This window comes from Pseudomonas fluorescens (genome assembly GCF_000802965.1).
GTDB lineage: Bacteria > Pseudomonadota > Gammaproteobacteria > Pseudomonadales > Pseudomonadaceae > Aquipseudomonas > Aquipseudomonas fluorescens_A.
This window is the reverse complement of sequence record NZ_JSAK01000030.1, coordinates 1,162-24,208: the sequence shown is the minus strand read 5'-3', so window position 1 is coordinate 24,208 and position 23,047 is coordinate 1,162. Positions and strand designations below refer to the sequence as shown.

Genomic DNA, 23,047 nt, shown 5'->3' with positions numbered 1-23,047 from the left:
AGGATTGCAGCATGTTTAATGACTTGAGTCGCCTCGGTAAATACCTCGGTCAGGCCGCGCGCCTGATGGTCGGCATGCCCGACTACGACAATTATGTCGAGCACATGCAAACCAAACACCCGGACAAACCGCTGATGGACTACGAGGCGTTCTTCCGCGAACGCCAGGAGGCCCGTTACGGCAGCAAGGCTGGGCCGAAGTGCTGTTAACGCAATAAAACCCAGGCAACAACGCACTATAGGAGCCGGCTTGCTGGCGATAGCGATCTCACTGACGCCATCGCCAGCAAGCCGGCTCCTGTTTTTTTGTGCTTGCGACTTATTATCGCGGTGGGGCTTGGCGGGGATAGCCGTTTGTCGGGCGTATCGGTATGCTCGACTGGCTCTCCAATCGCCAATGATAAACAACCACAGTGATGCCATGAGCCAATCTGAATCGCGTGCGAACGTTCTAGCGCTGTATCCGGAAGACTCCCGCGAGGCAGCGGCCCTGCTCAAGCAAGCCGTGCCACTGATGGTTCGTCACAACATCCCGCCCAACCCCGTGCATTACGCGCTTTGGTACACCTACAGCAAAGGTCAGGAACCGGAGCTCAATCGGCACCTGGACCGGGTTCTCAAAGACTTCGACTACTTCCCGCCAGAATCGGCGACCCGGCTTTTTCGCGAGTACATCATTCGCGATGAGCTGGAAGATGCCCGCGCGGAGCAGCAACAGGTCATCAGCCTGGTGGATGGCATGGAGCGCGACGTTTCGCGCAGTGTGGCGGGCAGCCTGAATTTTCAGAACCGTCTCGGCGAGTGCCTGGAGATGCTGGCGGAACCGGTCAGCGAGCGCTTGCCGGGCATCTTGACCGAGCTGCAGCAGAGCACGCGGGTGATGCAGGGCCAGCAGGAACAGTTCCTCTCTCAGCTGCAATCGGCGCAGAGCGAGATCAAGACCCTGCGAGACAAGCTCGAACGGGCTCAGTTGGCCGCGACGCTGGATGGCCTGACCGAACTGCTCAACCGCGCGGCGTTCACTCGTCTGCTGGAGCAAGCGCTGGGCAAGCGCTCCCGGCGTGTGGCGCTGGTCATGCTGGATATCGACCACTTCAAGCAATTCAATGATCAGTACGGCCACCCGCTGGGCGACCGGGTGCTCCAGCATGTCGGCCAGGTGTTGCGCGGGGCGCTGCCCGCCAAGGCTTTTGCGGCGCGCTACGGTGGTGAAGAGTTCTGCGTGGTGCTTGAAGATTGCGCCGACCTCGCCAGTGCCTGCGCTTTTGCCGAACTGCTACGCCTGAAGACCCAGTCACTGCGGATCAAGGCGCGGGGCACCGAGACCGTACTGGACACGATCACGGCGTCCTTCGGTGTCGCGCTCACGCAACCCGGCGACAACCTGGAAAGCCTGCTGACGCGCGCGGACGACGGGTTATACGAGGCCAAGCGCAACGGGCGTAACCAGGTGCATTGCATTGAGCAATCGACGGCAGTGATGAAGTGAACCTGCGCTGCTATTGAGTCGCGCAAGTCCCCTTCAGTGGCGTGTGTCTATTGACCGTCCACGCTGCGCAGCAGTCCGAGGGGATTGGTTTCACGCAACGCCTCGGGCAACAGGGCATCCGGAAAGCCCTGATACGACACCGGTCGCAAGAACCGCTCGATGGACGTCATGCCCACCGAGGTGAAGCGGCTGTCCGACGATGCCGGAAACGGGCCGCCGTGGATGGTGGCAAACGACACTTCCTGGGGATGGGCAAAGGCGTTGACGACAATGCGCCCGGTGCGCCGCTCCAGAATCGGCAACAAGCGTTGGGCCAGCTCAAGGTCAGCCTGTTCAAGGTGCATCGCCGCGCTCAGTTGACCACGCAGCGAACGCGCCACCGCGAGCATTTCAGACTCATCCTTGACCTTCACCAGCAACGCCGCCGGGCCGAAGACTTCGTGTGCCAGCGCCGTTTCGCTGAGGAAACGCTGGCCGTCGACTTCGAGCAATGCTGATCGGCCATCAAGGTCCGCATGGGATACCGCGCCCACAGCCACCAGATTTGCCCCGGCGCTTTGCAGGTGGTCGATACCGCTGTTGTAGGACGCGTGAATGCCCGGTGTCAGCATCGGACGCGCCGGTGCGTCGGATACTCGCTTGACCATCGCCGCGCGCAAGGCTTCGAAACCTGTGCCTTCGATGGCGATCAGGATCGCCGGTTTGAGGCAGGCTTGCCCGACATTGACCAGCATGCGCTCGACAAAACCATCGCCGATCTGTGCGCCACGCACGGCCAGCGCCTCGGGCAGGATGAATGTGGGGTTGACGCTGGTCATCTCGGTAAACACCGGGATCGGTTCCGGGCGCAGCTGCGCACGGCGATACAACGCCATTCCACCTTGTTCGGAACCGGTGAAGGTCACGGCCTTGATCAACGGATGGTCGACCAACGCTTCGCCAATCGCATTGCCGCCACCGCGCACCATCGAGAACACACCTTCCGGCAAGCCGCTGTCCTGTACCGCTTGGCGAATGGCCCGCGCCTGAATTTCCGAGGCGCCGGGATGGGCGTTGTGCGCCTTGAGAATCACTGTCGCGCCGGCAGCCAGCGCTGAAGCGGTATCGCCACCGGCCACCGAATAACTGATGGGGAAGTTGCTTGCGCCGAAAATCGCCACCGGGCCGATGGCGATTTTTTGCAGTCGATGATCCATTCGCGGGCGCGGCTGGCGCTCAGGTTGTGCCGGGTCGATGGCCAGTTGCAGGAAACGCCCCTTGCGAACCACATCGGCGAACTGGCGGAACTGCGTCGCAGCCTTTATCGCTTCGCCCTCCAGTTGCGCCTCGGGCAGACCGGTTTCCAGCGCGGCTCGGGCGGCAAGTTCCTTGCTGACGGCGACGAGATTGTCGGCAATGCGTTCGAGGAACGCCGAACGCTCGGCGAGCGAAGTGTGGCTGTAACGATCGAACGCCTCGTCGGCGAGCGTCGCCGCCAGGTCAACATCGGCTACGCCACCGAAGGCGAAATCCGGTTCGATAAGTTGGTTAGTGGTGGGGTTGAGCGCCTTCATGGTCCCTTCCGTAGCAGGGACTTCGTTGGCGCCGATGATGAGATTTCCAGTCAATTTCATGGTGTGATCACTGCTTCAGGTTGGCGATGAGTTCGTCGGTTGCCACAATCGAATGGGCATAGGTCGGGCCGTTCAGTTCATGGGCGGCGTGCATCATTTCCGGCTTGAACGCGGCGGTGGCGTCGCGCACCAAGGTCACGTGGTAGCCGAGTTCCTGGGCGTAACGGGCAGTGGCCTCGATGCAGGTGTTGGCCAGCAGACCGACGATGATCACGTGGGTGATGCTTTTTTGTTTGAGACGAAAATCCAGGTCGGTATTGGCGAAACCGCTGGAACCCCAGTGCTCTTGAACGACAACGTCGCCTTCTTGAGGTGCGAAATCGGGGTGCCATTCACCGCCCCATTCGCCGCGAGCGAAGTGGTGCATGTGCTGGATCTTGCATTGGGTCGGGCTCGGGTGATCCCAGTTTTCGTAGTCGCCTTGTTCCCAGCGCCGGTGCGGTACGATGAACACCGGAATGTCGAGGGCGCGGACGGTGCGGTCGAGGGCGCGCAAGTTGTCGAGCAGACCGACCTGGTCGGCAATCGGTTTGACCAGCGGGAAGATTTTGCCGCCGTCAGACAGAAAATCGTTATACGGATCGACCAGCAAATAGGCGGTGCGATCGAGAGGATAAGCAGCATTCGGCATGACGAGTTCTCCAGAGAAATTGACTGACCTGTGCCCCGGGCTTGCCCCGTGGCATTGTTGATATGATAATCATAGTTACTGCGAAAGAGGCAAGCCCGTATGGCGGTAAAGAATAGTTCTGCTCAAACCCTGTGCCCGATTGACAAGGCTGAGGCGATCGTCGGTGATCGCTGGACCGTGCTGGTGTTGCGCGAGTTGTTCATGCGTAACCATCGCTACGACGAGATCCAGGCGCAGACAGGCGGAACGCCGCAAATGATCGCTGCACGCTTGAAAAGTCTGGAGGCTGACGGGATGGTCGTGCGTCGTGCGTACAGCGAGCGGCCGCCGCGCTACGAGTACCACCTCAGCGAAAAAGGCCAGGCGTTTTACTCGGTGATTCTGGCGCTGCGTGCCTGGGGCGAAACCTGGTGCAAATCGGCAGAGGAGGGGGTGGCCGTGCGCTATACCCACCAGACTTGCAGGCATCCTGCCGGGCTGGGGCCGCTGTGCGAGCATTGCGGAGAACTGCTGCACCGGGATGAGTTGATCAGCGAGCCGAGCGAAGCCTACGCCACCGAACGACAGGCACGCCGTGACGCGTTCAAAGGCAATCGCAAGGCCGGCGCTGCAGCCGTCGATAACACCGACTGACGAGCGCCGCTTTCACTATTCGTTCGAATAATAGTGACCATCACCGATCACAAGTTCTGTTTTGCCGGGAAACAAGGAAAATCGCGCCCAACTAAAACCTTCTCCAGGAATCGGCGCGATGAACATGTTTACCCGATCGGCGCTTGTCGCATCCTTGCTGTTGTCGGGCTGTGCTTCCACGCCGAACGACCCGACACTGACGCTGCAAACGAAAAAAGCCCCCGGGGACTACGCCCACTGTGTCTTGCCCAAACTGCAAGAAGACGCGCTAAACGCGACGGTGTCGGAAACCCAACGCAGCTATCGCATCGTGGTTTCAAGCAAAGTCGCTGCAAACGACGTGCTTGAGGCCTACAAGGCGTCGAATGGCGGCAAGGTTTTCTTGTACGAGCGCACGTTGTTAGCGTCGACGTTCGGGCCTTCCAGGCTTGAACGCGCGGCGCAGGAATGCCTTTAAGGCGCTAGCCGAAACCGTTACGGGTTGACGGCTGCCGTGCTGCCGCGCAACGTCAATTCGAACGGCAACACCACATGCCGCTGTGCCAGCGGTTTTTTTTCGATCAGCGAAATCAGCATCTCGACGGCTTTCTGGCCGAAGACTTCGGCGGGTTGCGCAATGGTCGTCAGCGGCGGGTCGCAGTACGCCGCGAAAGGAATGTCGTCGAAACCCACCAGCGAAATATCCTCGGGCACCCGCAAGCCCAGCTGCTTGATGCGTTTCAACGCGCCGATGGCCATTTCATCGTTTTCGCAAAACAGCGCAGTGGGGCGCTCGGGCAATTGCAGCATCGCGGCTGCACCTTCATCACCGGCCTTCAGACTGAAATCACCGTGGCAGATCAATGCCGGGTCGGAGTCGATGCCGGCCTCACGCAAGGCGTCCTGATAACCGGCCACGCGATCGCGGGTTAGCGGGCTGCTTTTCGGCCCTTTGATCAGGCCGATCCGGCGATGACCCAGTTCGATCAGGTGTTCGGTCATGGCCTTGGCGGCCGCTCGGTTATCCAGGCTGATGGTCGGATGTCGCCCGCCTTGAATCACCTCGCAAGCATTGACGATGGGCGGCATTTCGGTGCTGGGGAAGGGCGTCTGAAACGGGTCATAGGCGCGCAACTGGATAACGCCGTCGGCCTGATGGTTGTACACCAGCTCGGCGAATTCCCGTTCGATCTCCTCGCGGCCCTGGGTGTCGCACAACAGCAACCGATAGTTGGCCGCCTGAGCCGCCTGCTGCGCACCGCTGATGACTCGGGCGAAAAAGGTGTTGGCAATCGCCGGCACCAGAATCACCAGGTTGCCGGTACGGCGCGAGCGAAACTGCACCGCCATCAGGTTCGGCCGGTAGCCGGCCTGTTCCACGGCCGCGTTGACCTTGTCCCGGGTTTCCGGGAGCACGCGCTCGGGCGATTTCAGGGTCCTGGACACCGTGGCCACCGAGACGCCGGCCAGCCGGGCTACTTCACGGATATTGGACAAAATCACCTCGTTATCGAACCGCACGGCTGGCGAGCTTAACGCAGGTTGGCCATGCGCCAAAATGTTCATCGATTCTAATCCGGGGTTTGACAGGCCCCGAAACTGAGCCTAAATTTCCGCCACGATGTAACCGGTTACATCATGACCGGGATTCAACCTGAAAAGCCCGTTTCGAACAGAGAAATTGCGATGAACGCTGCAGTGGCAAAAATAAGAATGGGATTCGTCGGGGGCGGTGAGGGCGCATTCATCGCTCAAGCCCACCGTCAGGCCGCCGGGCTCGATGGCCGTTTTGAACTGGTGTGTGGGGCGTTCAGCCGGGATCCACAGAACAATCAGAACACCGCTGCCGCACTCGGTTTAGAGGCCTCGCGCTGCTACAGCGACTGGCAGCAAATGATCGAGGCCGAGCGCGTGTTGCCCGCCGAACAGCGCATGGAACTGGTGGTGATCGTCACCCCCAACCACTTGCACGCGCCGGTCGCCAGCCAGGCACTGAGCGCGGGTTTTCACGTGTTCAGCGAAAAACCGGCGGCGCTGAATCTGGCCGAATTGCTCGCCCTCAAAGACGTGGTCGAGCGCAGCGGCCGTCTCTACGGCCTGGCCCATACCTATCTGGGTTACCCGATGGTCTGGCAGGCGCAGGAGATGGTGCGCAGCGGCGTGATCGGTACGGTGCGCAAGGTGATTGTCGAGTATCCCCAAGGCTGGCTCAGCCAGGACGTGGCCGGGCAGGGCAACAAGCAGGCCGAATGGCGCGACCGACCCGAACAGTCCGGTTTGGGCGGTTGCATTGGTGACATTGGCACCCACGCCTTTTCCCTGGCCGAGTTTGTCGCGGATCAACCGATCCAGCACCTGTGCGCCATGTTGGGCGTACACATCGCAGGCCGCCAGTTGGACGATGACGCCTCGATGCTGTTCAAGATGGCGGATGGCGCCAGCGGCGTGCTGATCGCCAGCCAGGTCTGTGCAGGCGAAGAAAACCCGCTGAAGATCCGCGTTTATGGCGACAAGGGCGGGCTGGAATGGCGTCAGGAAGAACCTGCGAGCCTGATCCATCGCGCCCTCGATCAGCCCTTGCGTATCTTGCGTTCCGGCGTCGGCCAGCCTTGGCTGTGCGCCGCCGCCAGCCAACGCATGCGTTTGCCTGCCGGGCATCCCGAAGGCTATCTGGAGGCCATGGCCAATCTCTACGGCGATTTTGCCCGCGCGATTCGTGGCGAGGTCGCAGGCCACGATGCCCCCGGCGTGCCCGGGATCGACGTTGGTCTGCGCGGCATGGCTTTCATCGAAACCGTGATTGCCAATCATCGCGGCGACGCCAAATGGACCGAACTGGTCTGCACCCCATGACTCTGGAGACTTCCATGACCGACACGACCGCAACCGGCATGCGCGGCCCGGGGATTTTCCTCGCGCAATTCATGTCCGCCGCAGCGCCTTTCGATACCTTGGCCAACATCGCCCACTGGGCAGCGTCCCAGGGTTACAAAGCTATTCAATTGCCAACGCTCGGCACCCAGTTCATCGACCTTGAGCGCGCCGCTGAAGACCAAAGCTACTGCGACGAATTGAAGGCTGTCTGCGCCCAGGCCGGTGTCGAAATCAGTGAGTTGTCGACGCATCTGCAAGGCCAACTGGTGGCGGTGCATCCGGCGTTCGACACGTTGTTCGATGACTTCGCACCGGCTCATTTGCGCGGCCAACCCCAGGCGCGTACCGAATGGGCCATCGATCAGTTGAAGCTGGCCGCGCGCGCCAGTCAGCGTCTGGGCTTGAAGGCGCACGCAACCTTTTCCGGCGCACTGCTCTGGCCCTACATCTACCCTTGGCCGCAGCGGCCGAGCGGGCTGGTCGAGCAGGGTTTTGCCGAACTGGCCAAGCGCTGGTTGCCGATTCTCGATTGTTTCGAAGAGGCCGGCGTCGATCTGTGCTACGAGATCCACCCCGGCGAAGACCTGCACGACGGCGCCTCGTTCGAGCGCTTCCTGGAGGCGGTCGATCACCATCCGCGCGCGGCGATTCTGTATGACCCGAGCCATCTGCTGCTGCAGCAAATGGACTACCTCGGCTTCATCGATCGCTACCACGCGCGCATCCGAATGTTCCACGTCAAGGACGCCGAATTCCGGCCCGATGCCCGTTCCGGTGTCTACGGCGGCTATCAGGGCTGGGTGGAGCGGCCGGGGCGTTTCCGCTCATTGGGCGATGGCCAGATCGACTTCAAATCGATCTTCAGCAAACTGACGCAATACGACTTCGCCGGGTGGGCGGTGCTGGAGTGGGAGTGTTGCCTGAAGGATTCCGCGCAGGGTGCCGCAGAAGGCGCCGCGTTCATCGAGGCACACATGATCAACAAGACCCGCAAGGCCTTCGACGATTTCGCCAGCGTCTCGTCCGATGCCGCTTTCAATCGAAAGCTGCTGGGGCTGCCCGACGCCTGAATCCCATTCTCTCGTACAAAAACAACAATAAGACGGTGACAGTTATGACCACGATGACCGCGCGGCTCAGCGCAATGATGTTCCTGCAGTTCTTTATCTGGGGTGGCTGGTTCGTCACCCTTGGCACCTTCCTCGCGAGCAATCTGGGCGCCACTGGCGGGCAGATCGGCATGGCGTTCTCGACCCAGTCATGGGGGGCGATCATCGCGCCGTTCGTGATCGGTTTGATCGCCGACCGGTTCTTCAATGCCGAACGCATCCTTGCTGTACTGCATCTGGTGGGCGCGGTGTTGCTCTATCAGCTGTATCGAGCACCGGACTTCACTACGTTCTATCCGTTCGTGCTGGCCTACATGATGATCTACATGCCGACTTTGGCTTTGGTCAATTCCGTTGCGTTCCGCCAGATGACTAACCCGGCGCTGGAGTTTTCGCGCATTCGTGTGTGGGGCACCATCGGTTGGATCGTCGCCGGCGTGGTGATCAGTTTTGTGTTTGCCTGGGACTCGCAAGCGGCGATCTCATCGGGCGGGTTGCGCAACACCTTCCTGATGTCGGCCATTGCATCGCTGCTGCTGGGCCTCTACAGCTTCACCTTGCCGCGAACCGCACCGCTGAAAGGCGAATCAACCGGCGGCCTCAAGCAGATGCTCGGGCTGGATGCCTTGGGTCTGCTCAAGGATCGTAGCTATCTGGTGTTCTTCATCGCCTCGATCCTGATTTGCATCCCATTGGCGTTTTACTACCAGAATGCCAACCCGTTCCTGGCGGAAATCGGCGTGACCAACCCGACGGCGAAAATGGCCATCGGTCAGGTGTCCGAAGTGCTGTTCATGTTGCTGCTGCCGCTGTTCATTCACCGCTTCGGGATCAAGATTGCGCTGCTGGTGGGGATGCTGGCCTGGGCCTTGCGCTACCTGTTGTTCGCCTACGGCAACAACGGCGACCTGGCCTTCATGCTGTTCACCGGCATCGCCTTGCACGGCATCTGCTATGACTTCTTCTTCGTTTCCGGGCAGATCTACACCGACGCCAAGGCTTCGGAACGCTTCAGAAGTTCCGCCCAGGGTTTGATTACGCTGGCGACTTACGGCTTGGGCATGTTGATCGGTTTCTGGGTGGCGGGGCAGGTGACCGACCATTACGCCGCGACGGCGGGTAGCCATGACTGGAAAAGCATCTGGCTGTTCCCGGCTGGTTTTGCCCTGGCGATCTTTTTCTGTTTTGCCCAGGCGTTCAAGGGGCGGCAGGCTGCGGTGGTGCAGACGACGGTCTGACGAGGGAGGATTTGTCGGAGGTCTTCAGTGACCTCCGACTCAGAACATTGCGAGCCCTGAAACCCGACCGCTGTAACGGGGTTGCCATTTAGAGACAGGATCAGCCTTGAGGCACTACCCGTGCTTCGCTGCCGGTACCTTCAACATAAACGCTCATGCCTTTGGTCAGTGACGGATTGATCGGCTGGGTCACCGAAACCAAAACGCCGCTGTTGGTCCTGACAATAATTTGCTGCCCGGCTTTTGGCTGATCGTATTTTTTCTTTTCCGCATAGTTGCCACCGGCCGCACCGGCCAGGGCGCCGGCGACCATCGCAACGTCCCGACCGGTGCCACGCCCGATCAGACTGCCGAGTGCAACACCGCCGATGCCGCCCAATATGGCGCCAACCCCGCTGTCGTGGTTAGTCTGCATCTGGACCTGGGAAATCTGCTCGATTTTCCCCGAGCGAATCTCCATCTCGCCAGCGCCTCCGCTCCCGGCGTCAACTGCGGCACAGGCGCACAGCAGCACACTCAACAGCGAAATCGTCAGCCAGGAAGCGAAAGTTTTCATCGTCGAACTCCATCGTGTAGAGGGCATGGATCATGGAAACGCACCCCATTACGCTAGACGAAAAATCCAGATATGTGATGGGCGATTTTTTGGCGATGGAGGCTGCTGCAACTAATTATAGTGTCCGGATAATTTACAACTTTGTAGGCATTAACTTTTCGAAGTAAGTCGCGCTATTAACTATATCGTGATTGATTATATAAGCGGGCTGTAGTGTGTCTATTATGAAGCTTGTTTCTCCTTATATTTGAAGTTGAAAGGGTGAAGGCAGTGAACAAGAAAATCCTTTGCGCCGCTGTGGTGCTATTTATAACGGGTTGCTCATCCTCTGGTCATCAAGCGGCAGTTGATGCTCATGCCGATGCGCCGGCGCACGCGAAACAACTAAGTGGCAGCGAGATAAACTCGACAGTCATTGGTCGCAAACACTCCAGCGTTACATCCACCGGGTATCCTTTTTCTGAAACACTAAGCCCTGACGGGACCGCCAGGATCCAGATTTCCAGTGAATCCATGCAATCTGGTACGTGGGTCATCACCGAAGACGTCATCTGTATTACGTATCAAAAATATGGCAAGGAATGCAATAAAGTATTAAGTGATGGCGTCACGATCTGGTTTGTCGACAGTGTGAAAAATACAACCAACAACAAATTCACCGCTCATTAGATTTGTCTAATTAATGAGTATTTCAGAGAGAACCTCTGTAGAGGTGCAACATGCTTATTAAATATTGGAGTTGTGTTTTGCTGGCGCTTGTCTTGTCCGGTTGTGCTTCGACTGGCGAAAAAACGGTGAAGCCGGTAAGTGCTTCAGCAGTGGCACTTGATGATGCCCAGGTCCGCAGCACCTTGATTGGAAACAAACTGAATAATGTCGGACCTACGGGGTTGCCATACTCATTGAGTTTCAACGCGGATGGCACCGAAATATTCAAATTGTCGGGTAATCCGCCAGAGACAGAGTATTGGGCCGTCAACGATGGCGTGATTTGTTTCACTGGGGCCAAAATCCCCAAAGAGTGTTATCGACTCAAAAAGGACAAAGATGACTACTGGCTGGTGCATCCGGATACTGGCGCGGTGCACTACCACTACACACTGAGTCCCCAATGAATTTCCGGATAAAAGGGGCGCCGATTTGCCGGCACCACGTCAACGTAGCGACGACTCGGCCGCATGGCTAGCTGTTTTTGGCGGCTGCCAAATGATAGGCGACTAACGCATTGGCATGGCCATGACCCATGCCGTGCTCCGTTTTGAGCCAGGCCACCATCTCCATATGCTTCTTGGTGCTCACCGTTTTCAGTAGATCCAACCAGTGAGAGATGGGCTGCCCGTACTTTTTCTCTATCGAAGGGAAGTACGAGGCGGGTCCTTTGGCTTTTGTATCTTCGGTCATGATGCAAACTCCCTTTCTGCTTTGATGTTCAGATGGTACGTAACGCCATGATTTTAGTTGGCTGATTACGAAAAGTCAGGAACACACGTAAACCTGTAGGAGCTGCCGCAGGCTGCGATCTTTTGCGGCCGCTGCGCAGCCCAGCGGGAGCAAGCTCCCTCGCCACAGGTATGTGAGTGAAGCTGGATTGTTTAGCGAGTTCGGGGCAAGTCGATATCTACAAGGGACCGCGTAAACCTGTAGGAGCTGCCGCAGGCTGCGATCTTTTGGGGCCGCTGCGCAGCCCAGCGGGAGCAAGCTCCCTCGCCACAGGGTTGTGTGTGATGTTGGGATCGCCTATGTATCGCTGTGTATCCCAGCCCCGTGTGAGCAGACTGGCTTACAAATGCCCTTGATCCGGATACATCCCGGATACACCACTGCCGTCAAATAGCCCTGCCTTAGCGAGAAAGCAAACGCCCTCGCACCACGGCTTATCGCCCTTGTGGCAGTGACCCTAAGCGGCTCGGCCGCACACAGTATCCGGAGAATCACCATGTCCCGTATGTCGAACAAATCCCGTATTGGCCTGATCGCTGTTGCACTGGCCGGCAGCATGAACCTCGCTTCGACTGCCTTCGCCGCAGAAGCGCTGCCACAAGGCTACCAACTCGCCGCCGCGGAAAAGACCAGTGAAGGCAAGTGTGGCGAAGGCAAGTGCGGTGCTGGCGAAACCGAAGCCAAAGCGACCAAGACCAGCGAAGGCAAATGCGGTGAAGGCAAGTGCGGCGATGCGTCGTTCGCCCGTACCGACACCGATCACGACGGCCGCGTCTCGCTGAAAGAACTGCTGACCGTGGCCCCGCAGGGTGGTGAGGAATTCAAGGCGATGGACACCAATAACGACGGTTTCCTCTCCGAAGGCGAGGTCTACAAATTCCGCACCAACCAGTTCACTTCCAACGGCAAGAAAGTGCCGACCGAGCTGTTCACCAAAATGAGCAAAGCCCAGGGCTGATCCCTCGACGTATCAAAAAAACCTCCCCGGGTTCGCGCCCGGGGAGGTTTTTTTATGCCTGCTGAAAAGCCCGGTCAGTCAAAGGCACTGCGATAGGCGAAAAGGCCGGGCAAGCCGCCCGTCATCACAAACAGCAGGTTGCTGCCCGCCGGGAAATCACCGCGGCGCACAGCGGCCAGCAAACCGGCGAAGGCCTTGCCGCCGTAAACCGGATCGATGAGTAATCCTTCGTGGGATGCCAGCAACCGCACGGCTTCCAGCATGGCATCGGTTGGCGCGCCATAGGCTTCGCCGCGCTGACTGCCATCGACGCTAACCGCGCTATCGGCCAATGAAGAGGCAGGGTCAAGGAGCTGCAACGCTTGCCGGGTTTTTTCCAGCGTCGTGGCCGTTGCCTGTTCCTCGGTTGCCAACACGGAGTAGCCGATGACTTCCGTGGATGACTGCGCCAGCGTCACGCCGGCCAGCAATCCTGAATGGGTCCCGGCGCTGCCATTGGGGACGATGATTCGCTCGAATTGCACACCCAGCGTATCGGATTGGCGCAGGATCTCCGACGCGCAGGCTGCATAGCCCAGACTGCCGCGAGGGCTGGAACCGCCCAATGGCATGACGAAAGGTTTTTTTCCATGACTCTTGAGCGTGTCGAGCAACTCGGCAGCGTAGCTGTCCGGTGTCACACCCCGGGCCAAGCGATGGACTTTCGCCCCAAACAAGCCATCAAGCAGGACGTTGCCGTTGTAGCAAAAGTCATCATCGCTGCGCACGGCGGACGGGGTCAGAATCAGTTCGCAAGCCAGGCCGTGGCGCGCGGCGACGGCGGCGGTCAGTCGGGCGTGATTGGATTGAAAGCCGCCCCAGGTCACCAGTGTGTCCGCGCCTTCGGCCAGTGCCTCGCCGAGCAGGAATTCCAGTTTGCGCAGCTTGTTGCCACCGCCGCCGAGCCCGGTCAGGTCATCGCGTTTTACGTAGAGATTGCAGCCGTTGAATTCGGCTAGCTGGCTCAGTCGTGACAGCTTCTGGATCGGGGTCGGGCCTTCGAGCAATGCCACCCGAGGGTAAGCGGAGAGTGCAGTATCAAGTCGATTCAAGTCATGGGGCATGAAGGTTCGCTCTTGGGAAGGAACGGAGGATCGGCCAATGTAAAAAGCCCCGGGGGGAAGATATACCGCTTGCGCGGAATTACTGTTGATACACCGTGTAATCAAAAGCCTCACTCAACCCCCTGTGGCGAGGGAGCTTGCTCCCGCTGGATTGCGCAGCAGGCCCAAAAGGCCCAAAAGGCTTGGGGTCGCTGCGCAACCCAGCGGGAGCAAGCGCCCTCGCCACAAGCTGCATATCTCATTAGCAGATAACGGTTACCTATTTAATTCGTTTATTGAGATATAACCCTCGCGCGTAGAGTCGGCCCAACTGAAGTAGTGGAAGGGCAGAAAATGAACAGCGTGAAGCCACCAATTGCCATAACGGCGCATCCACCAGCCAGCCCATGGCGAGGCACCGCAGCCGGTTTTTCCGCCAGCCTGGTGGGCATCGGCCTGGCGCGATTTGCCTACACGCCGCTGCTTCCGGCGATCGTCGGTGCCCATTGGTTTGATGCGTCCAAAGCGGCTTACCTCGGCGCGGCGAATCTCGCCGGATATCTGGCCGGGGCGCTTTTTGGACGTTCGCTGGCGGCGAAAACCTCAACCCGATTTACCCTGCGGGCAATGATGCTGCTGGCCAGCATCGCGTTTTTCGCCTGTGCTTATCCCGTGTCTTTCGCCTGGTTTTTCGCATGGCGCTTCCTGTCCGGTGTAGCCGGTGGCGCGTTGATGGTGTTGGCCGCGCCTACGGTTTTGGCTCACGTGCCGCCATCCCGACGTGGCTTGGCGGGTGGGGTGATTTTCATGGGCGTGGGCGTCGGGATTGCGGCTTCCGGAACCTTGGTGCCTCTACTGTTGCAACAGGGACTGGCGCAAACCTGGCTGGGTCTCGGGGTGATCGCGCTGCTGCTGACCGCCATTGCCTGGCGCGGATGGCCGACGGAAAACGCCCCGGTCGCCAGCACCGTGCATCACCGTCGCCCTGCACCCAACGGCACCCTCAAGGCGCTGTACGTCGAATACGCCCTCAACGCCGCCGGTTGGGTGCCACACATGATTTTCCTGGTGGATTTTGTCGCCCGAGGCCTCGGCCAAGGCCTGCAAACCGGGGCGCAGTACTGGGTGCTGTTTGGCATCGGCGCCACCGTTGGCCCGTTGCTGGCGGGGGTGTTGGCGGATCGGGTCGGCTTCGGTCGCGCGTTGCGGGTGTCATTCATCATCGAAGCGATCAGCGTCGCAGTGCCGGCATTCGGGCTGGGCAGCGTTTGGCTGATGGCATCCAGTGTGATCGTCGGCGCGTTTGTCACCGGTACGGTGCCGCTGGTGCTGGGTCGGGTTCACGAAATCCTTGCCAGGCATCCCGCGCAACAAACCGCCGCCTGGCAAACCGCGACGGTGGGTTTTGCCTTGTTCCAAGCGGTCGCCGCCTATGGGTTGTCATTCCTGTTTTCCTACAGCGGCGGTAACTACAGCCTGCTGTTCCTCATCGGCACGTCGGCCATGTTGATGGCGTTTGTCATTGATGTGATTGCGCTGGCCAGAAGTGCCAGCCACCCGGTTTCGACAGGCGAGGATCTGAGCAAGTGAATTACGCCGAACGCAATCTTCCCTACTGGCGTCGCAACCTGGCCGTTTGTGTGTTCGGCTCGTTCACCACGCTGGTGAGCTTGAGCATGCTGTTGCCGTTCCTGCCTCTTTACGTGCAGCAACTGGGCGTGACAGACCAGGCCGATGTAGTGCAGTGGTCAGCCGTGGCCTTCGGCGCAACGTTTTTTGGCACGGCGATTACGGCGCCGATCTGGGGGCGGCTCGCGGATCGATATGGGCGCAAACCGATGTTGATCCGCGCGGCGATTGGCATGGCCGTTGTGATGTCGTTGATCGGGTTGGCGCGGAACGTGACCGATCTGGTGGTGCTGCGCCTGGTCGCCGGCCTCATCGGTGGCTACGCATCGGCGTCCATCGTGATGATCGGCTCACAAGTGCCGCGCGAGAAGGCGGGTTGGGCGCTGGGAGTTCTGTCCACGGGAGCTTTGTCCGGTAACCTGATCGGGCCGCTGGTGGGTGGATTCTTGCCGCAGTTTGTCGGCATCCGTGGCACCTTTTTTGTCGGCGGCGCCATGATCGCGGTGGCGGCGATTACGACCATCCTGCTCATTCGTGAGGACTTCAATCGTGAGTCGGACGGGGCACGACGCGGCACCCAAACACCTTCCGAAGGCGTCACTTCCCGATGGCCAATCATTGCCGCGTTGCTGATGACCGCGATGATGGTGCTGTTGGCCAACATGTCGATCGAACCAATCATCACCGTCTACATCGGTCACCTCGGCGTGGCGCTGGATGATCAGGCGCGGATTGCTGGTGTGGTGATGGCCTGTTCGGCGTTGGGCAGTATTTTGACCGCCGCCAGGTTGGGAGCGCTGGCGGATCGCGTCGGCAGTTGGAACGTGATCATTGGCTGCCTGGTATTAACGGCCCTCGTCATGTTGCCCCAGGCTTATGTCACGCAATGGTGGCAACTGGCGGTTCTTCGCGGTGTCATGGGCATGACCATCGCCGGGCTGCTGCCGGCGATTGCCAAGCTGATCCGCCATTCAGTCGAAGAACACAACACCGGCAAAGTCCTGGGCTATCTGCAATCGGCGCAGTTTTCAGGGCAGGTGATCGGGCCACTGATCGGTGGCCAGATCGGCGCGCATTTCGGCTTGCATCATGTGTTCCTGGTGACCGGCGCGTTATTGGTGCTGTGCGCCGCGATCAATGGCTGGGTCAGACATCGCGTGGATGCGGCGCTGGTCGCTACAGCGCCACAGTAGCGGGGGCCGTTGCGGTGACACCGTCCAGTCGTACGCTGTGCAAAAAGGTCGCCAGTGCGCTGGAAAAATAACCGTCGATGCGGCGCACGAAAACGGTCTCAACCTCCGCCAATTCTGCCGGTAGCTCATGCACCGCGACCGACCCGTCGCGGGCAGCTTGAGTGACAACGCCTCTGGGCAACAACGTGACCCCGACCCCGGCCGATACGCAGGCAATGATCGCTTCGATCGAACCGAACTCCAGCGGCTCGGGCGCCACCACACCCAGGCTCACCAAAAAGGTGTCCAGGCGCTGGCGATAGGAACAACCGATGCGAAACACCACGGTTTTCAGATGGTCGACGCCGGCGATGTCGTCGAGGCTGCGCAGGGCAGGGGAAGTGACCAGCACAAGCTCTTCGCGAAACGCACCTTCACTCAGCAGTTCCGGGTGATTGACCGGACCGGCGACGAACGCGCCCTCGAGCTTACAGTCGATTACCCCCTGGATCAGGCTGCACGTAGTACCCGTGCGAACCACCGGGCGAACCTCAGGGTACGCCTTGGCAAACTGTGCGATCAGCAGCGGCAGACGCATCGCCAGTGTGGTCTCCAGCGTGCCGATTTCCAACACACCTTTTGGGTGACCGTCATCGCGCGCGGCACTCGACGCATCCATCAGCAACTTCGACAGTCGCGCCGCAAATGGCAGGATTCGCCGACCCGCCGGCGTCACTTGCACGCCTCTGGCGCTGCGTTGAAAAAGCGCCACGCCGAGCTCGTCTTCCAGCGAGCGAATCCTCGCCGAAACGTTCGACTGCACGGTGTTCAACTCGCTCGCGGCCTTGTTCATGCTGCCGTGGCGGGCCACCGCGTCCACCACCTTGAGATCCGTCACGTCCACCGAATTCACCTATCTCAAACAGGAATAACCGACTCAGAAAAATCAGCGCTGAGGAGATGAGTGTCGACGTTATTGGTTGTGAGCACAAGGCAGAATCAAGACGCTGAAGGTTCACGAAAAACGATCAACTGAATCACAAATGATCATTTTACATGATCATGTGCCGGGCATAGGTTGAAGGGGCACAGATACCGCAGCCAGTGGCGGATCGAGTCTTCGAATCTGAGGCTGTGGAACAACAATAACGCAACCACTGCTACACGGAGTCAACGTGAACCATGCAACTGAATCGTCGAGAATTCGGAACCACCCCCGTTACAAGGATTTGGTCTCAAGGCAGCGAAGATTCGTCGCCAGCCTGACGGCCGCCACGCTTGTCCCGTACTTCACGTTCATCCTCGTCGCTGCGTTTTCCCCTCAGCTTCTGGCGACGAAGCTTTCCGCAACCAGCATCATCAACATCGGTTGGCCGCTGGGCCTGGTGTTCATCATCGGGGCCTGGTTGTTCACCGGGCTCTACATCCTTCGTGCCAACGGTGAGTTCGATGCACTGACCGCAGAAATCCGCGCGGGGGCCATTGTATGAAACGCCTCCTGCGCAACCTCATCCTGCCTGTTCTGCTCAGCGCATTCGCCGCGCGCGCCATGGCCGCCGACGTGTTGCAGAACGTCGAAAAACAACCGATCAATATCACTGCGATCAGCATGTTCCTGGTCTTCGTCGTGACGACCCTGGGCATCACGTACTGGGCCGCTTCCAAAACCAAATCCATGGATGACTTCTACAACGCCGGCGGCGGTATCACCGGTTTCCAGAACGGCCTGGCGCTGGCCGGTGACTACATGTCGGCGGCGGCATTGCTGGGCGTCACCAGCATGATTTTCTTCAACGGCTTCGACGGCGTGTTGTACTCGATCAGCTTCTTTGTCGCCTGGCCGTTGCTGTTGTTTCTGTTCGCCGAGCGCATCCGCAATCTGGGGCGCATCACCATCTCGGACATCGCGTCTTTCCGACTCGATCAAAACCGCATCCGCACCATGACCGCCTTCGGTTCGCTGACGGTAGTGTGCTTTTATCTGGTGGTGCAGATGGTGGGGGCGGGGCAGTTGATTCAGTTGCTGTTCGGTCTGCCCTACAACTATGCGGTCATTGCTGTCGGGCTGTTGATGGCGGTCTACGTCACCTTTGGCGGCATGGTCGCCACCACCTGGGTGCAGATCATCAAGGCCGGATTGCTGCTGTTGGGCGGAACCTTGCTGGCATTCCTGGCGTTGAGCAAATTCGGCTTTTCCTTCGATCTGTTGTTCGAAAAAGCCGTGGCCGCGCATCACGATGGCGAGCGGATTCTGCTGCCGAGCAAACTGGTGGCCGATCCGCTGTCATTGATTTCGTTGTCACTGGGCCTGGTGTTCGGCACGGCGGGACTGCCGCACATCCTCATGCGCTTCTTCACCGTTCCGGACGCCAAGCAAGCGCGCAAATCGGTGTTCGTCGCCACCGGTTTCATCGGCTTTTTCTACCTGATCGTGGCGGTGCTGGGGCTGGCTGCCATCGTGATCGTTGGACAAGACCCGGCGTTCTACGAGGGCGGGAATCTGGCGGGCAAATTGATCGGCGGCGGCAACATGCCGGTGATGCACCTGGCCAAAGCCGTGGGCGGCGACCTGCTGCTCGGTTTCATTTCCGCCGTGGCGTTTGCGACGATTCTGGCGGTGGTGTCCGGGCTGACCATGGCCGGCACATCGGCGATCTCCCATGACCTCTACGTGATGGTGATCAAGAAGGGCCGGGCGGATGCCAAAGACGAACGCCGGGTGTCGCGAATCGCCTCGGTGGGCATCGGCATTGTCGCGGTGGTGCTGGGGATTCTGTTCAAGGATCAGAACATCGCGTTTCTCGTGGCGCTGACCTTTGGCGTGGCGGCTTCGGTCAATTTCCCGATCCTCGTGCTCTCGATGTACTGGAAAGGCCTGACCACACGTGGTGCGTTGATTGGTGGTGTCGCAGGACTGGTGAGCGCGGTCAGCCTGGTGATTCTCTCGCCTGCGGTGTGGGTCAAGGTGTTGGGCAACGCCGAGGCGATTTTCCCGTACGACTACCCGGCAATCATCTCGATGAACGTGGCGTTCTTCTTCACCTGGCTAGGCTCGGTCACTGATCGCAGTCGCGGGGCGGTGCTTGAGCGCGAGCTGTTCGATGATCAGCTGATTCGTGCCCAGACCGGCCTCGGCGCCTCGCAAGCGGTCAGCCATTAAGACGCGGCCGATCACTCTTTTCCTTTCCTGATTTGCGTCCTTTGCAAAAGGAGTCAGCCATGCAACTTAGAGACAATGGCTTGAGATTTTCACCCATCACCGTTGCGCTGCACTGGGTCGTGGCATTTTCGCTGCTGGCGATTTTTGTTCTGCAACTGTCGATTGGACAAGCCTCAAGCGAGGCACTGAGGATGGGGCTGGGCAGGGTGCAAAACCTGCTCGGGTTGATTCTGTTCCTCGTCTCGATTTATCGATTCTGGGCGCGGATCACCTCTTATCATCCGCTGCCGGTGGGCACACCCAATCCCATTGAAGTGATCATCAGCCGTTCGGTGGCGGTGTCGCTGGCCCTGGCCATGGTGCTGCTGCCAGTTGCGGTATGGGCTTCACGCTCAGCCGCCGGAGAGGTGGTGCAACTGCCCGGTGGCTTGTGGATTCCGACACTCCTGCCCACTAACCCAACCTTGAAACACGTGGTGGATGTGCTGTTCAACATCGGCGCCTCGGCGTTCCTCGCCGGGCTGGCGCTGCACATCTTCGGCGCGGTCAAGAATCACTTTCTCCTGAAGAACAACACGCTCAAGCGGATGCTTGGAAAACATGTGGAGCTGTGAGTCATGAACGAAGCCAAATTCGATTTTGCCGGTAACGCGATCACCCGGCTCTGCGGTGTGAAGTACCCGATTTTTCTCGGTGGCATGGCGGCCATTTCAGGTCCGCAACTGGTGGGCGCCGTGGCCAACGCCGGGGGCATGGGCGTCCTTGGTGGCTTGCGCTTGCCGCCATTGGCCCTGCGCCGCTGGATACAGGAAACCCGCGCACTGACCGATCAGCCTTTTGGTGTGAACCTGGTGCCGCAGTTCGGCGGGCCAGATGTCTTTGAAGCGCAGTTTCAGGTGATCCTCAAGGAAAAACCCAAACTGCTGTCGCTGTTTTATGCCGAGAAGTATGCTGCCGACATGATTCCCCGGGCGAAAGACGCCGGGCTGGTGGTCATGGTGCAAGCGGGGTCGGTGGAGCTGGCCAGAATCGCCATCGCCCAGGGCGCGGACATCATCATCGCCCAGGGCAGTGAAAGTGGTGGTCACTTGAATCGCGGCACGATCGGCATCATGCCGCTGTTGACCTCGATCTTCGCAGTCGCCGAGGGCCGGCCGGTACTCGCGGCCGGTGGCATCGTCAACGGCGACGATGTCCGCGCATTGATGTCGCTTGGGGCTTCGGGGGTGGTGGTGGGCACGGCGTTCATTGCCACCGATGAATCGAATGCGCATCCGCTGTACAAGCAGAAGATTGTCGAGGCGACCACTGATGACACCGAGTACCGCACCGGCTACTCGTTCGGATGGACCTACGGCACACCGCACCGGGTGATTCCGAACCGGGACAAGTGGAACCTGCTGCGCTTGATCGGCGGCGGTGCCCGGGCAATCGACAAGCCGCGGATGGCGAAGAAGCTGTCGCTGTATGCGGGGCAGGGTGTGGGCAAGATTCACAGTGTGGTCCCGGCGGCGGAGCGGGTGGCGGAGCTGGCGCGTGGTTTGGACCAACAGCCCGTCGCTGAGAGCAGCTTCACTGACTATTCCGCCACAGGGCGGTTTCTGAATGAGCAGCGCAGGACACTCGGCTGGCAATAACCGCTCCCCGGATCACCTGTAGGAGCCGGCTTGCTGGCGATGGCGGCGCATCAACAACATGGATGACGACTGACACACCGCTATCGCCAGCAAGCCGGCTCCTACAGTAGTCAGGGTCGCGCATTTTGCTGTTGCGCCAAACCCACGAACGCGCTCATGGCCGAGGTGATCATCGAGTCATTGCGGCGGATGAACACGGTGGAGACATTGGCGAATTCGGGCGGCAGCGTGTGCCAGTGGATCGCATGCCGCACGCTGCAATTTTCCGCGATGGTCTTGGGCAGCAAGGTCACGCCCATGCCGGCGGCGACGCACGAAAGGATGCCGTCGAGGGTGCCCAGTTCCATGATCTGGTTCGGCACCAGCCCCACCTGGTAGAACCAGTTTTCCAGCGTTGAGCGATAGAAGCACCCCGTGCGGAACACCAGCACGGTTTGCTGAGGCATCTTGTCCATCAGCGCCGGCAATGAATCGAACTGGCTGCTGCTGACCAGCACCAGTTCTTCGGAAAACACCTCTTCCTGGAACAACGCCGAGTTCTGGTGGAATCCACCTACGAATGCGCCGTCGAGCCGATGAGCTTCAATCGCCTTGATCAGCTCCACCGTTGTCCCGGTCAGCAACGACAACTGCACGTCGGGATACTGCTCGCGGTACTTGGTCAGCACTTGCGGCAAGCGGATGGCGGCGGTGGTTTCCATTGAGCCCAGCCGCAGCAGACCGCTCGGGCTGCCGGTGTCCATCAGGGCGCTGCGGCTCTCATCGGTGAGTTGCAGGATGCGCCGCGCGTAAGGCAGGAACGTCTCGCCCGCCGACGTGAGCACAACACCCGACTTCTTGCGGATAAACAGCTCGCGGTTGAGTTCGGCTTCGAGTTCCTTCACGCGCATGGTGACGTTGGACTGCACGGTATTCACCTGCAACGCGGCGGCGGTGAAGCTGCCCAGTTCGGCCACGGCGCAGAAAATCTTCAGTTGGCGCATTTCCATGATCGTCACCATCCATCAGAAAAAGTGATTGTCAGCATACTTAACGATCACTTTACGATCGTCGACAGCGGTTAGTAAAGTGGCCAAAACCGACTAAAAAGCGCAGTTCGACCAATGACACTCACTTCGAAAATCGACCATGTTTTCGCCGGAGGCCTGGGCGTGTTGCAGCCCGAAGGGCAGCGCACGGGCATCTTCAAACAACGGCACGCTGGCCCCGTGCGCGTGGAGCGGCATGGCATTGTCGGTGACCAGCACGGTGATACCCGAGTGCACGGCGGCCCGGAAAAGGCGGTACACCAGTATGCGGCGCAGAATTATGAGCGTCTGGCACAGGCATTTCCGGATAGCGCTTCGCAACTGGTAGCGGGTAGCCTGGGGGAGAATATTTCGGCGTCCGGGCTCTCCGAATGCAACGTGCACATCGGTGATGTGTTCCGGGTTGGCAGCAGTGTGTTGCAGGTCTCCCAACCGCGCAGTCCGTGCTGGAAGATCAACCATCGTTTTGATGCCGAGCACATGTCTATGTTTGTCGCCAAGGAGCGCATCACGGGTTGGTATTACCGCATTGTTGAGCCGGGCTTCATCGAAGCGGAGGGGCGGATCGAGCTGCTGGAGCGGCACACCGAACGCTTCTCTATCGACCAGTTCTGGCAGGTGCAGTTGGCGCACCGGCCGGTGATCGATGATCTATTCGCACTGGCGGCTGCGCAGGGTCTGGCCGAGGATTGGAAGAGACGCCTGTCCGAGCGGGCGAAGTATCTGCAAAAGCGCGCTGACAACGTTAACTGACCCGGGCGATCTGACAGCCCACCTGAGTTTTGCGGTCGTACTCGATTCCTGTGGGAGATTCTATGTT

General features: G+C 59.5%; 25 protein-coding genes. 17 read left to right on the top strand and 8 right to left on the bottom strand.

All coding sequences use genetic code 11. The annotated features are described in order from the left end of the window. The first annotated feature begins 11 nt into the window (after positions 1-11). Positions 12-209 carry a YbdD/YjiX family protein gene (locus NL64_RS23215; protein WP_034150399.1) on the top strand — a complete coding sequence of 66 codons (198 nt, stop codon included), beginning with the start codon at positions 12-14 and terminating at the stop codon, positions 207-209. Between the two features lie 211 nt (positions 210-420). Further along, a complete protein-coding gene (locus NL64_RS23210) occupies positions 421-1,488 on the top strand; it encodes a GGDEF domain-containing protein (RefSeq protein WP_253277103.1) in 1,068 nt (355 codons plus the stop codon). A gap of 47 nt (positions 1,489-1,535) precedes the next feature. On the opposite strand, the gene NL64_RS23205 is transcribed toward NL64_RS23210, so the two are convergent. Together NL64_RS23205 and NL64_RS23200 are read right to left on the bottom strand one after the other, a co-directional pair. After that, positions 1,536-3,101, bottom strand: coding sequence for an aldehyde dehydrogenase (NADP(+)) (locus NL64_RS23205; protein ID WP_034150398.1), 1,566 nt, complete (start codon positions 3,099-3,101; stop codon positions 1,536-1,538). 7 nt (positions 3,102-3,108) lie between these two features. After that, a complete protein-coding gene (locus tag NL64_RS23200; protein WP_034150397.1) occupies positions 3,109-3,732 on the bottom strand; it encodes an isochorismatase family cysteine hydrolase in 624 nt (207 codons plus the stop codon). Positions 3,733-3,831: 99 nt separating this feature from the next. On the opposite strand from NL64_RS23200, the gene NL64_RS23195 reads away from it, so the two are divergent. Together NL64_RS23195 and NL64_RS23190 are read left to right on the top strand one after the other, a co-directional pair. Continuing rightward, positions 3,832-4,365: a winged helix-turn-helix transcriptional regulator gene (locus NL64_RS23195; RefSeq protein WP_034150396.1), complete on the top strand. Its 534-nt coding sequence runs from the start codon at positions 3,832-3,834 to the stop codon at positions 4,363-4,365. Positions 4,366-4,483: 118 nt separating this feature from the next. Then, complete coding sequence (locus NL64_RS23190; protein WP_034150395.1) at positions 4,484-4,822, top strand: hypothetical protein; 339 nt, start codon at positions 4,484-4,486, stop codon at positions 4,820-4,822. A gap of 17 nt (positions 4,823-4,839) precedes the next feature. Here NL64_RS23190 and NL64_RS23185 read toward each other — a convergent pair whose 3' ends face one another. After that, positions 4,840-5,841, bottom strand: coding sequence for a LacI family DNA-binding transcriptional regulator (locus tag NL64_RS23185; protein WP_034150412.1), 1,002 nt, complete (start codon positions 5,839-5,841; stop codon positions 4,840-4,842). Between the two features lie 189 nt (positions 5,842-6,030). On the opposite strand from NL64_RS23185, the gene NL64_RS23180 reads away from it, so the two are divergent. Genes NL64_RS23180 through NL64_RS23170 form a run of 3 tightly spaced genes read left to right on the top strand, consistent with a single transcriptional unit; the run spans position 6,031 to position 9,565 of the window. Next, positions 6,031-7,197, top strand: a complete 1,167-nt coding sequence (locus tag NL64_RS23180) for a Gfo/Idh/MocA family protein (protein ID WP_034150394.1) — start codon at positions 6,031-6,033, stop codon at positions 7,195-7,197. 38 nt (positions 7,198-7,235) lie between these two features. Further along, positions 7,236-8,288, top strand: a complete 1,053-nt coding sequence (locus NL64_RS23175; RefSeq protein WP_052321290.1) for a sugar phosphate isomerase/epimerase family protein — start codon at positions 7,236-7,238, stop codon at positions 8,286-8,288. A gap of 44 nt (positions 8,289-8,332) precedes the next feature. Then, on the top strand, positions 8,333-9,565 hold the full coding sequence (locus NL64_RS23170; protein ID WP_034150392.1) for a nucleoside permease: 1,233 nt from the start codon (positions 8,333-8,335) through the stop codon (positions 9,563-9,565). Positions 9,566-9,665: 100 nt separating this feature from the next. Here the strand turns inward: NL64_RS23170 and NL64_RS23165 are convergent, their stop codons facing one another. Beyond that, positions 9,666-10,121, bottom strand: coding sequence for a glycine zipper 2TM domain-containing protein (locus tag NL64_RS23165; RefSeq protein ID WP_034150391.1), 456 nt, complete (start codon positions 10,119-10,121; stop codon positions 9,666-9,668). 270 nt (positions 10,122-10,391) lie between these two features. Between NL64_RS23165 and NL64_RS30180 the strand changes: the two genes are divergently transcribed. Both NL64_RS30180 and NL64_RS23160 read left to right on the top strand, forming a co-directional pair. Continuing rightward, positions 10,392-10,790 carry a hypothetical protein gene (locus NL64_RS30180; protein ID WP_155292776.1) on the top strand — a complete coding sequence of 133 codons (399 nt, stop codon included), beginning with the start codon at positions 10,392-10,394 and terminating at the stop codon, positions 10,788-10,790. A 50-nt stretch (positions 10,791-10,840) separates the two neighbouring features. Continuing rightward, the gene (locus NL64_RS23160; RefSeq protein WP_034150390.1) at positions 10,841-11,236 is read left to right on the top strand and encodes a hypothetical protein; all 396 of its coding nucleotides are present in this window, start codon (positions 10,841-10,843) and stop codon (positions 11,234-11,236) included. Positions 11,237-11,303: 67 nt separating this feature from the next. On the opposite strand, the gene NL64_RS23155 is transcribed toward NL64_RS23160, so the two are convergent. Further along, positions 11,304-11,522 (bottom strand): DUF4287 domain-containing protein, encoded by a 219-nt coding sequence (locus NL64_RS23155; RefSeq protein ID WP_034150389.1) that lies wholly within the window; start codon positions 11,520-11,522, stop codon positions 11,304-11,306. Positions 11,523-12,057: 535 nt separating this feature from the next. Between NL64_RS23155 and NL64_RS23150 the strand changes: the two genes are divergently transcribed. Further along, the gene (locus NL64_RS23150) at positions 12,058-12,519 is read left to right on the top strand and encodes an HvfA family oxazolone/thioamide-modified RiPP metallophore (RefSeq protein ID WP_034150388.1); all 462 of its coding nucleotides are present in this window, start codon (positions 12,058-12,060) and stop codon (positions 12,517-12,519) included. A 74-nt stretch (positions 12,520-12,593) separates the two neighbouring features. Here the strand turns inward: NL64_RS23150 and NL64_RS23145 are convergent, their stop codons facing one another. Beyond that, positions 12,594-13,622 (bottom strand): D-cysteine desulfhydrase family protein, encoded by a 1,029-nt coding sequence (locus NL64_RS23145; protein WP_034150387.1) that lies wholly within the window; start codon positions 13,620-13,622, stop codon positions 12,594-12,596. A 333-nt stretch (positions 13,623-13,955) separates the two neighbouring features. Here NL64_RS23145 and NL64_RS23140 point away from each other — a divergent pair, with 333 nt between their 5' ends. Then, positions 13,956-15,191 carry a YbfB/YjiJ family MFS transporter gene (locus NL64_RS23140; RefSeq protein ID WP_034150386.1) on the top strand — a complete coding sequence of 412 codons (1,236 nt, stop codon included), beginning with the start codon at positions 13,956-13,958 and terminating at the stop codon, positions 15,189-15,191. Further along, complete coding sequence (locus NL64_RS23135) at positions 15,188-16,423, top strand: MFS transporter (protein ID WP_052321286.1); 1,236 nt, start codon at positions 15,188-15,190, stop codon at positions 16,421-16,423. The genes NL64_RS23140 and NL64_RS23135 overlap by 4 nt, the downstream gene beginning before the upstream one ends. Here the strand turns inward: NL64_RS23135 and NL64_RS23130 are convergent. Continuing rightward, entirely contained in the window at positions 16,407-17,306 is a 900-nt protein-coding gene (locus NL64_RS23130; RefSeq protein ID WP_034150385.1) for a LysR family transcriptional regulator, read from the bottom strand. The two genes, NL64_RS23135 and NL64_RS23130, sit on opposite strands and share 17 nt — an antisense overlap. A gap of 271 nt (positions 17,307-17,577) precedes the next feature. Here NL64_RS23130 and NL64_RS23125 point away from each other — a divergent pair, with 271 nt between their 5' ends. Genes NL64_RS23125 through NL64_RS23110 form a run of 4 tightly spaced genes read left to right on the top strand, consistent with a single transcriptional unit; the run spans position 17,578 to position 21,199 of the window. Further along, positions 17,578-17,892 carry a DUF485 domain-containing protein gene (locus tag NL64_RS23125; protein WP_034150384.1) on the top strand — a complete coding sequence of 105 codons (315 nt, stop codon included), beginning with the start codon at positions 17,578-17,580 and terminating at the stop codon, positions 17,890-17,892. Then, positions 17,889-19,562 carry a cation acetate symporter gene (locus NL64_RS23120; protein WP_034150383.1) on the top strand — a complete coding sequence of 558 codons (1,674 nt, stop codon included), beginning with the start codon at positions 17,889-17,891 and terminating at the stop codon, positions 19,560-19,562. The genes NL64_RS23125 and NL64_RS23120 overlap by 4 nt, the downstream gene beginning before the upstream one ends. A gap of 59 nt (positions 19,563-19,621) precedes the next feature. Further along, complete coding sequence (locus NL64_RS23115; protein WP_034150382.1) at positions 19,622-20,176, top strand: cytochrome b; 555 nt, start codon at positions 19,622-19,624, stop codon at positions 20,174-20,176. A gap of 3 nt (positions 20,177-20,179) precedes the next feature. Further along, positions 20,180-21,199, top strand: a complete 1,020-nt coding sequence (locus tag NL64_RS23110) for an NAD(P)H-dependent flavin oxidoreductase (protein WP_034150381.1) — start codon at positions 20,180-20,182, stop codon at positions 21,197-21,199. Between the two features lie 110 nt (positions 21,200-21,309). Here the strand turns inward: NL64_RS23110 and NL64_RS23105 are convergent, their stop codons facing one another. After that, entirely contained in the window at positions 21,310-22,188 is an 879-nt protein-coding gene (locus tag NL64_RS23105) for a LysR family transcriptional regulator (RefSeq protein ID WP_034150380.1), read from the bottom strand. 162 nt (positions 22,189-22,350) lie between these two features. On the opposite strand from NL64_RS23105, the gene NL64_RS23100 reads away from it, so the two are divergent. Further along, positions 22,351-22,980 (top strand): MOSC domain-containing protein, encoded by a 630-nt coding sequence (locus tag NL64_RS23100; protein ID WP_253277102.1) that lies wholly within the window; start codon positions 22,351-22,353, stop codon positions 22,978-22,980. Positions 22,981-23,047: the final 67 nt, after the last annotated feature.